The organism is Pseudomonas sp. GW821-FHT09A09, assembly GCF_059418405.1.
The window spans coordinates 49,141-59,394 of the sequence record NZ_JBWKPU010000029.1 but is presented as its reverse complement, the minus strand read 5'-3'; the positions used below and the strand labels follow the sequence as shown (position 1 = coordinate 59,394).

Below are 10,254 nucleotides of genomic sequence, written 5' to 3'. Positions count from 1 at the left end.
CGGGGGGGGAGCCCTGGAACCCCCCCCCCCCCGCCACCCCGGCTCCTACAGGTTATTTGCCTTTGATCACCAGGTCGGCCGGGGTTTCACCCACTGCCTGCCAGTTCGGCCGGTACATCGACTCCACTTGCGGCGGCGGCACCCGGTAAGTGCCTGGCGTTACAGCCCGTGCCAGGTACAGCAGGTGGGTCGTGCCAGACTCTTCCAGCTTCAGCGCCGCCACGTAGCGGTCATCGCGGAACTCCTGGTGCTTGAGGGCCGCATTCTGCATCGACTCACGCCATTCCTTCACTTGGCTGCTGGCGTTTTCCAGGCTGGCGGCGCTTTGCGCCAGGTTCTGGTTTTCCAGCTCCAGGCCGGCCGGCAGCAGGTCTACCACCAGGGCATCCGGCACGCGCTGTTTGGCGCTCACCGCCAAATGCACCAGCACCAGGTCACCGCTGTTGAGGTTGCGCAGGTTCAACGGCTGGCCATTCATGCCCAGGTAGTCGCGACGGATGCTCAAGTTATCCCCACCCGCTGCTGGAGGCAGTTGTGGATACCCCGAGATCGTCAGTTGTTGATAAACAGGCGCCTCACCATGATTGCTCAGGCTCAGGTCACTCGACAGCAGCTTGCTATCCAGCGCCAGCGTCGACTGTTGATTATTTAGCTCCTGCACACCCCCACTACCGGTAAGCGTCACTTGCCAATTCGCGTCCGGCTTGGCAAACCCCAGGCGTCCGGCGAGGAACAGCGAATTACGCTCTTGGGTCGACAGGTACGGGCTGGCCGCCAGCAAATCCGAGAGCGTAAACAGGCGTTCCTCACGCTTGCCCTTGGCCAGGTCGTTCTCCTCCAGTAGCGCCAGGATCATCGCCTGGTCGCGCAATGGGCTGCCGTAGTCGGCCAGCCATTCCTTGGCGTTGCGCTGCACTCCCAACCCGGCGAGCAAGGCTTGGTCCGCCCGTGGCTGATCGCCCATTTTCTGCAGGGCGATCGACAGCTGTACCAGCGGCAAGCCTGAGCGCGCATCGCTGCGCCGCTCGAACAGGCTGCGCAATGCACCCAAAGGCGCCTGCTGGCTGCGTGCCAGGACCATACCCGCGTAGGCCTGCACGGCAAAGCGGGTGTGGTCGGCATTGTCGCTGTAGTCGACTTCGATCAGGTTGCGCTCCTGCACATAACGCAGCAGGCGTTCGCTGGCCTTCTTCAAGGCCTCGGGCGGTACGGCAAAGCCCTGGTCGCGAGCGCGCAGCAAGAAGTCGGTGACATAGGCGGTCAACCAATATTCTTCTTCGCCATCGGCGCCCCACAGGCCGAAGCTGCCGTTGTAGCGCTGCATGCCGAGCAAACGCTCGATGCCCAGCTCGATCTTGCGTTTGCGTTCAGTGTCCGACTCGCCTTTGATCGCCAGTTGCTTGAGCAACGCATCATCGGCATACAACGACGGATACAAACCGCTGGCAGTCTGCTCCAGGCAGCCATAGGGGTACGCCTTGAGCGCGCGGATCTGCGCCCCCAGGTTCAGCGGCGGCCGGCTCGACAGGCTCAGCAGCGCCTCGCGCCCCGACGCATCGAATTGATCCAGAGTGCCCGCGGGCAGGCTCCACGGCTGGTCCTTGAGCACTGCACGGTAATGTTTAAGCAACGCCGGATACGCCGGGCGCACGCCCAAGGTCCATTCGCGGCTGAACGGCGGCAGGTTTTCACCCGGCAGGTCCAGACCATTCACGGTGACCTTGACCTTGCCCTGCCCCAGCCCGCCCCAGGCCTTGACCGGGATGCGTAGCGTGGTGCGCTGGCCTTGTTTCAACTCCACGGTCTGCGCGGCACTGTTGACCAGCTCCAACTGCCCTTCAGTCGTCAGTTGCACATCGAGCTTCTGTGCCTTGCCCGACAGGTTGGACAGGTCCAGCGCCAGGGTGGTCTGGTCACCACCGGCCAGGAAACGCGGGGCCGATAGCTCGGCAATCAGAGGGGCGGCAATCACCGTCTTGGCTTCGGCCATGCCATAGCGGTCGTCGCTCCAGGCCTGGGCCATCAGGCGCAGTTCGCCGTTGAAGTCGGGGATATTGACGCTGACCTCACCCTCGCCTTTGTCATTCAAGACCACCGGCGCGCTTTGCAGGGCGACGATGGTCACACTGGTGTCCGGGCGCTTGCCGCCCTTGGCCAAGGCGGCATCGCCGCCGAACGCCAGACTGGCCAGACGCCCCTGGCCGGCTTCGATCAGCTGGCCGTAGATGTCGAACTGGTCCACGCCATAGGCCTTGCGGCCGAACAGGCTGGAATACGGGTCCGGCGTCGGGTATTCGGTGATATTGAGGATGCCCACGTCCACCGCCGCCACCAGCACATGCACCTGTTTCGGCACGCTGCCATCGGCATTTCTGGCGGCGACCTTCACGGTCAGCGGTTGTTTGGGGCGCATTTTTTCCGGCGCGGTGAGGGTCACGCCGAGCTTGCGCTGGGTGCGGTCCAGCGGCAGATGCAGCAGGCCCACGGCACGCTTGGGCGTAATGTTGGCTTTGCGCTCGCCCGGGCGAATCACCAGGGCACTCACATACAGGTCATGGCGCGACCATTTCGGGTCGAGCTTCACAGCGAAGCTTTTACCTTCGGCCGGCACATCGATTTCCTGCCACCACAGCGGCCCTTCGGCAGATTCCACCAGCAGGTAGCCTTTGCCCGCCGCGGGCGGGGTGACGGTGACGTTGGCAGTATCACCGTCGCCATAGGCCGGCTTGTCCAGCGCCAGCTTGACCTGGTCAGGACGTACGGCGCCGCCTTCGGTGTTGTCCTGGGCCTGGTAGCCGGCCCAGAAGCGCAGGCTGCTGACCAGTCCGGTCTGCGGGTCTTCGACCTCCACACGGTACGGGCCCCACTCCACCTGGAAGCTGACCTTGGCGGTGTCGCCAGCCTTGATGTTCAGGGTCTGCTCATCAAGGTTGAGGAACTTCTCGTTGAAGTGATAGCTCCAGCCATCGTTGTCGGAGTAGTTCCAGTAGTAGTCACGGCGCTCGCGCACCAGGCGTACCTTGAGGTTTTGCGCGGCGAGTTTCTGCCCATCCTGGTTGGCCACCAGCACTTCGAACTCTGCCGGGCCATCACCATTGGTTTCCTTGCCATCAAACAGCCCACGCAGGCCCGGCAATTGCTCGGCCGGCCAGATTGGCTGCACCAGGCGCCGGGTGATCGGCCGACCGCCCGACTCTTGCAAGCTGGCCTGTACGATCAATTGCAACGGCGATTTGACGTGGGCCCACTTGCTTTCCAGGGTCAGGTCTTCCTGTCCCTTGGCGTCGAGCACGCTTTCGTCCAGTTCGAAATCCTGGCTCAGTTCTTCTTCGGTGATGGAGCCGAACTGGTAACCCGGCAGCGCCTTGACCGCCTCGCGCAACGGCCGCACATAGACCTGGCCGCTGACCCGGTTACCCGAGGCCGGCGCACCGTAGAGGTAGCGACCGTTGACGTGAATCACCGGGTTGTCCGCCGGGCTCAAGGCGGTGTCGCTGCCCTTGAGTTCCAGTGCCAGGCGTTCCGGCAGGAAGTCTTCAACGAGGAATTCATACAACTGCGGTTTACCGTCGCCCAGGTCGAACACCAGTTGCCAGCGCCCGGTCGGCGCTTCGCCGGCCAGTTGCAATTGGTATTGGTAGAGACCGGAGGCATCGGCATCCCACACGAATTTGCGGCTCACCTGTTCATCCGGGCGGCGCACTTCGACGCTCACCGGTTGCGGCTTGACGGCATTGCCATCCTTGTCGCGCAGCAAGGCGTTGAGCAACACGGTTTCGCCGGGGCGATACAGGTCACGCGGGCCGAATACAAAGAACTGCAAGGGGTGCGAGGGTTGGCCGCCGATGTCGAACTCGGCTAGGTCCAGGGCAGCGCTGTCGAGGCGCAGCATGCTGGTCTGCTCGCCTTGCTTGGCCAGCAGCACTCGGGCTTTTTTCGGCAACGGCAACTCGGCGTGACCGCCCTTCTCGGTCTTGCCCTGGCCGAGTACACGGCCTTCGGAATCGAGCACTTCGAGGTCGACGCCATCCAATGCCTTGCCGCCTTCCAGCGCTTGGGTAAACACGTCCAGGCGATTGGCGTAGCGGTGCACCGATAGGCCGATGTCGCTCAAGGTGAACATCGTGGCTGGTTGGGAATAGTTGTAGGTGCCGGAAGCCCGCATCACCGCCAGGTACACGCCCGGCTCCTGCAATTGCTTGAGGCCGGCGATCGGCAGCAGCAGGGTTTCGCGGGTGTTGCGTGCCGGGTTCAGGTCGAAGCGCCCGCCATAGACCAGGTCGGCCATCGGCAGCAGTTCACGGGCTTCATAACTTTGCAGGCTGGTATTGCGCCCCCACTGCGCGAGGAACATTGGCAGTGAGCCGGGTTTGACGCGGAAGAATTCGACATCGATCTTGTCGACGTTCAGCGCGATCACCGGCAGGCCTTCGGCCAGGCGGGTCGGCAGCAGGGTGCCGCGGCTGGCGAAGCCGACGGTGGCTTGCAGGTCGCGGGTTTCCAGGCGGTCGTTGTAGTCGGCGGCGAGGGTGTTGCCGTTGACTGCCTTGAGCCCGGCGTCAACTGTGAGCACCAGTTTGCGCTGGGGCTCCAGGTGGCGCAGGCGCAGCTCCATGAGGTTGTCGGAAATTTCCCAGGCGCCGTCGACCTTGCCGGACTTGCTGTCCACCAGATGGAGTTTGTCGGCGAATTTCTGATCGGGATCCAGGGGGATGGAAAAGCTCACGGAGAGCGTGCTGGCACCGTCGAGCTGCACTTCGGACACGTCCACCACGCTTAACTCGCGCCCGGCGTAGCGCTGCTTCAGCGCCGCCACATCCACCGCCGCCTTGACGGGCGTGGGCGCAACGGTTGCCGCCGCAGGGCTCGCGGTCGGGGCAGCCGGTTTATCGGAAGAATCGCAGGCGCTCAGCAGGGCCAGCGCGCAGGCCAGGAACAATCCTTTGTTAAGCATGAGGCACTCGTAGTGAGAGGGTCCGAGGGATGAACTATATATCAGCCCGTGGGCGGCCGATGTGGTGCTGGTCACATTGACCGACGGAGGGTGGTTTGGTTCTTTACAAGACGTAAAGCCAAGCCAAATCCCACACACACCGAGGAATCTGTGGGAGCTGGCTTGCCTGCGATGGCGGTCTTTCAGCCACATTTTTATTGACTGGTCCACCGCCATCGCCGGCAAGCCGGCTCCTACAGGTGACCGGATCCATGCTTTGAAATACGGTCGAATGTGGGAGCTGGCTTGCCTGCGATGGCGTAGTTTAATGCCCCATATCCGGTGACTGACATACCGCCATCGCCGGCAAGCCGGCTCCTACATTGGTTCTGCGGTGTGAGGGAGGGGCGGTTACAATGCCGCTCCACCGAGGAACCTTGATGACTGCCCTGCTTAACGACTGGCGCCACCGCCCTACCCATCGCCGCGTCTGGGCCCTGGCCGCGCCGATGATCCTATCGAACATCTCGGTGCCGTTGGTGGCGCTGGTCGACAGCATGGTCATCGGCCACCTGCCCCATGCCCATCAGTTGGGTGCGGTGGCCGTCGGCGCCAGCTTGTACACCTTTCTCGCCTGGGCCATGGGCTTTTTGCGCATGGGCTCCACCGGTTTTGCCGCCCAGGCCGCCGGGCGCAATGACGGCGCGGCGCTGCGGCAGATCCTGCTGCAAGGCCTGTTGCTGGCGCTGGGGCTGGCGATGCTGCTGGGCACGGTGGGCATTCCCTTGAGCCACCTGGCCCTGGAATGGATGCAACCCTCCCCCGAACTCAATGAACTCACCCGCGAATTTTTCCACACCCGCCTGTTCGGCCTGCCCGCCGCGCTGGCCAGCTATGCGCTGGTCGGCTGGTTCCTCGGTACGCAAAACGCCCGTGCACCGTTGGCGATTCTCCTGACCACCAACCTGGTGAACATCGCCCTGAACCTGTGGTTCGTCCTGGGACTGGACTGGGGCGTTGTCGGCTCGGCGCGTGCGTCGGTCGTGGCCGAATGGACCGGCGCCCTGCTTGGCCTGGCCCTCACGCAAAAGGCCTTGCGCGCCTACCCGGGGCATATTGCCTGGGCGGCGCTGAAGGTCTGGGAAAGTTGGCGCCCGCTGCTGGCGGTGAACCGCGACATCTTTATCCGCAGCCTGGCGCTGCAGTCGGTGTTTTTCATGATCACGGTGCAGGGCGCACGCCTGGGCGATGCCACCGTGGCGGCCAATGCGCTGCTGCTCAATGGCCTGCTACTGACAGCCCACGCGCTGGACGGGCTGGCCCATGCCGTCGAAGCCCTGTGCGGCCACGCCATCGGCGCCCATGACCGCCAATCCCTGCGCCGTTCACTGGTGGTGGCCGGAGGTTGGTCGCTGATCGCCAGCCTCGGCTTTGCCTTGCTGTTCACCTTCGCCGGGCACCTATTTATAGCCATGCAGACCGATATCCCCAGCGTGCGCGAAACCGCCGACATTTACCTGCCGTATCTGGCGGTGCTGCCACTGATTGCAGTGTGGAGTTACCTGCTGGACGGCTTGTTCATTGGCGCCACCCGAGCGCGGGAGATGCGCAACGGCATGCTGCTCACCGTGGCCCTGACGCTGCCATTCGCCTGGACGTTGCAGGGCCTGGGCAACCATGGGCTGTGGATCACCTTCCTGCTGTTCATGGCCCTGCGCAGCCTTACTTTGTGGGCGATTGCGTGGCGCCTGAACCGGCAGAATCAGTGGCTTGGATAAACGCGGTCACACGGTCCAGCACCGGCGCCAGCCAGCGTAGCGGCCGGGAGATTGAAGCCACCAACGTCGCATGGCTGGTCTTGGTGAAATAGGACACTTGGACGGGCACGCCAGCGGCGCGCAACTTGCTCGCCAGTCCACCGGTATTGCGCGTTGGGTTGACCAGGTTGTCGTCGGTTGACGCAAGCAACAGTGCAGGCGGCGCACCGCCGCTGACGTGGTTGATAGGCTGGGACTCGGGCGGCGAGTTCGGGAAGAAGAACACCGGCCGCACATCCCGGTTCTCGATCGGCAGGAAGTCATACGGCCCGGCCAGGCCGATCCAGCCTTTGAACACCGAAGGCGACAAGCCCACTTCATTCAGCCAGCGCGCATCCAGCGCCAGCATCGACGCGTTATAGGCGCCGGAGCTGTGGCCCATCACGTAGAGCTGTTTTGGGTCGGCGCCGAACCCAGCGATGTGCTTGTAGGTCCAGGCCACCGCCTGGGCGCCGTCCTGTAGAAAGGCGGGGTAACGCACTTGCGGGTAGAGCCGGTAGTCGGCAATAACGACGACGATACCGCGTGAGGCCAGGGCTTCACCGACGAAACCGTAGTCGTCCTTTGAGCCGCTGTTCCAGCTGCCACCATAGAAAAACACCACGACCGGGGCATTGGAGATCGCCGGGATGGGTCGGTAGATATCGAGTTTCTGCCGGGGATCAGTGCCGTAGGCAATGGCAGAAGTTTTGGTGAAGGTACTGGAGGGAGTGAGTGCGTTGAGCACATTGATGGGGGAGCAGGCTGCCAGGAAGGCGGCGAGTGCCAGGGTGAACGCTTGCAGGAGCTTGCTCGACATCATTCACCTCGACTATCACCTGTAGGAGCCGGCTTGCCGGCGATGGCGTCCTTGAAATACTTGCACGTCTCAAGGGCCTCATCGCCGGCAAGCCGGCTCCTACAAGGTCGGTGTTGTCAGGAAGACAGGTACGACGAACGGGTCAGGCCCAGGCGCAACGCGTCGAGGAACTGGGTACGTTCACTCGCACTGATCTTCGCGCTCGCACACTTGTCACGGTAGTGCGTCATCAACTCCTCCGGCGACAAGTGCACGTAGCGCAGCATATCTTCGATGGTGTCGTGGGTCTCGATCCCGGCGCTGTACACCGAGCCGTCTTCACGCTGGTAGATGTTCACCGAGTCGGTGTCACCGAACAGGTTGTGCATGTCACCCAGGATCTCCTGGTAAGCACCCACCAGGAAGATACCCAGCAGGTAGTCCTCGCCTTCGTTCAAGGCGTGCACCGGCAGGCTGGTCTCGATGGACTGCTCGTCGACGTACTGCTTGATCTTGCCGTCGGAGTCGCAGGTCAGGTCTTGCAAAACGGCACGGCGCAGCGGCTCTTCGTCGAGGCGGTGCAGCGGCAGGATCGGCAATACCTGGCCGATGGCCCAGGTGTCCGGCAGGCTCTGGAACACCGAGAAGTTGCAGATGTACTTGTCGGCCAGCTTGTCGTTGAGTTCGTCCAGCACCTGGCGGTGCGAGCGCTGGCGGGCTTTCAACGAGTTGTGCAGGCGGCGGCACACGGCGAAGTAGCACTGTTCGGCCAGGGCTTTTTCCGCCAGGGTCAGCTTGCCGTCGGCGTACTGTGCGGCCACGTCGCTCATGTAGTGGGTGGCGCGCCAGTAGGTTTCGGTGACCATCTCGATGTCGGTCGGGCCGAGCAGGTCCACCAGCCATTGCACGGTTTCCGGCAGGGCTTCCTTGTTCTCGATTTCCGGCACGTCGTCGTTGTGTTTCTCGACGTCGGTGACCTGCACCACCAGCATGGCGTGGTGGGCGGTCAGGGAACGGCCGCTTTCGGAGAAGATGTGCGGGTGCGGCAGGCTCTGCGCATCGCAGAATTCCTTGAGCATGCCCACGACCACGCCCGCGTAGTCGTCCATGTCGTAGTTGATGGAGCTGGCGTTACGCGAGTGCGTACCGTCGTAGTCCACGCCCAGGCCGCCGCCGACGTCGATGTGGTCCACCGGCAGGCCGAGGTTGCGCAGCTCGCCGTAGTAACGGATGGCTTCCTTGAACCCGTGCTGGTAGTCCGCCAGGTTGGCGATCTGCGAGCCCATGTGGAAGTGCAGCAGACGGATGCCCTGATCCAGGCCCGCCGCGCGGAAGCGCTCGACCACGGACAACAGTTGCGCCGCCGACAGGCCGAACTTGGACTTCTCGCCACCGGTGTCCGCCCACTTGCTCGAGGCCAGCGACGACAAACGCACGCGCAGGCCCACCTGAGGCTTGACCTTGAGGCTCGCCGCTTCTTCGATCACCAGGCCGACTTCGGATTCTTTCTCGATCACGATGAACACGTTGTGGCCCAGCTTCTGGCCCATCAGCGCCAGGCGGATGAACTCACGGTCCTTGTAGCCGTTGCAAACGATGGTGCCGCCTTTCGGCGCCAGGGCCAGCACGGCCAGCAGCTCGGGCTTGGAGCCGGCTTCCAGGCCGATGGAGACGTTCTGGGTGGCGATGATGTTCTCGATCACCGCTTCTTGCTGGTTCACCTTGATCGGGTACAGCGCGGTGTACTTGCTCTGGTATTCCAGGCGTTCGATGTTCGCATCGAAGGCGCCGGTCAGCTGGCGTACGCGGTCCTGCAGGATGTCGGGGAAGCGCACCAGCAGCGGCAACGACAGGCCGCTCTTGCGCAGCTCGTCGACTTGCTCGTACAGGTCGACGGGCGTGCTGTTCGGGCCGTTCGGACGGACTTCAACGCGACCGGCATCATTGATCGCGAAATACCCGGCCCCCCAATGGCGAATCCCGTAAACACTGCGGCTGTCCGCAACTGTCCATTGGCTGCCATCGTCTTTGCGTGTGCGTCGTACGGACATCGAAGTCCCCTATAAATGAAGTCGAAGGCACCGCCCCCATCAGAGGCTGGCGCAGTCTAAAGAATGAAAATGACGATTTGCCTGCGTGGAAGGTAGGACCCCACACGCAGGACAGAGTTTAGACACAGGTCGGGAAGAGGCTTTCAGCCGCCGGACTTCTTGGCCTTGTACCCGAGCTTGATCAGCTCGGCCAACAGCAACTCGACGTGATCGCCCTGGATCTCGATGACGCCGTCTTTCAACGCGCCGCCAGTGCCACAACGCTTTTTCAGCGTGGTGGCCAGTTCTTTCAGGGCATCCTCGGCCAGCGGCACGCCGGTGATGGTGGTCACCGTCTTGCCGCCACGGCCCTTGCTCTCGCGTCGCACGCGGGCAATACCGTCGCCTTCGGGGATCAGGGTCTGTTTACAGGTACACGAATCCACGGGCTGACGACAGTCCGGGCAGTGTCGACCTGCGTCGGTGGAAAATACCAGGCCACCAAGGGCGGCGAAGGATGCGGCTTTTTTGGCCACCGGCAATCCTCTTGGGAGGACAAAGACTGATCGGCCCCTGCAAAGAGGTGACCGACCGCGAAGCCCCACTCAGGCAGGGGCAGCGCTACCGTACCACCAGGGTTCAACCCTACCTGTAGGAGCAGGGGGGGGGGGGGGGGGGGGGGGGGGGGGGGGGGGG

The 10,254-nt window shown here is 63.2% G+C and carries 5 protein-coding genes; 1 reads left to right on the top strand and 4 read right to left on the bottom strand.

Translation table 11 applies throughout. From position 1 onward, the window contains the following. Positions 1–52: 52 nt before the first annotated feature. On the bottom strand, positions 53–4,954 hold the full coding sequence (locus AC07OV_RS22450) for an alpha-2-macroglobulin (protein ID WP_495093005.1): 4,902 nt from the start codon (positions 4,952–4,954) through the stop codon (positions 53–55). Between the two features lie 419 nt (positions 4,955–5,373). Here AC07OV_RS22450 and AC07OV_RS22445 point away from each other — a divergent pair, with 419 nt between their 5' ends. Continuing rightward, positions 5,374–6,711, top strand: coding sequence for an MATE family efflux transporter (locus tag AC07OV_RS22445; protein ID WP_494998163.1), 1,338 nt, complete (start codon positions 5,374–5,376; stop codon positions 6,709–6,711). Here AC07OV_RS22445 and AC07OV_RS22440 read toward each other — a convergent pair. The 3 genes from AC07OV_RS22440 to AC07OV_RS22430 all read right to left on the bottom strand — a co-directional run bounded on the left by AC07OV_RS22440 (position 6,656) and on the right by AC07OV_RS22430 (position 10,094). Continuing rightward, positions 6,656–7,549 carry an alpha/beta hydrolase gene (locus AC07OV_RS22440; RefSeq protein ID WP_495093004.1) on the bottom strand — a complete coding sequence of 298 codons (894 nt, stop codon included), beginning with the start codon at positions 7,547–7,549 and terminating at the stop codon, positions 6,656–6,658. The two genes, AC07OV_RS22445 and AC07OV_RS22440, sit on opposite strands and share 56 nt — an antisense overlap. Positions 7,550–7,665: 116 nt before the next feature. Then, positions 7,666–9,579: an arginine decarboxylase gene (speA, locus tag AC07OV_RS22435; RefSeq protein WP_494998165.1), complete on the bottom strand. Its 1,914-nt coding sequence runs from the start codon at positions 9,577–9,579 to the stop codon at positions 7,666–7,668. 143 nt (positions 9,580–9,722) lie between these two features. Then, positions 9,723–10,094 carry a translation initiation factor Sui1 gene (locus AC07OV_RS22430; protein ID WP_005784408.1) on the bottom strand — a complete coding sequence of 124 codons (372 nt, stop codon included), beginning with the start codon at positions 10,092–10,094 and terminating at the stop codon, positions 9,723–9,725. Positions 10,095–10,254: the final 160 nt, after the last annotated feature.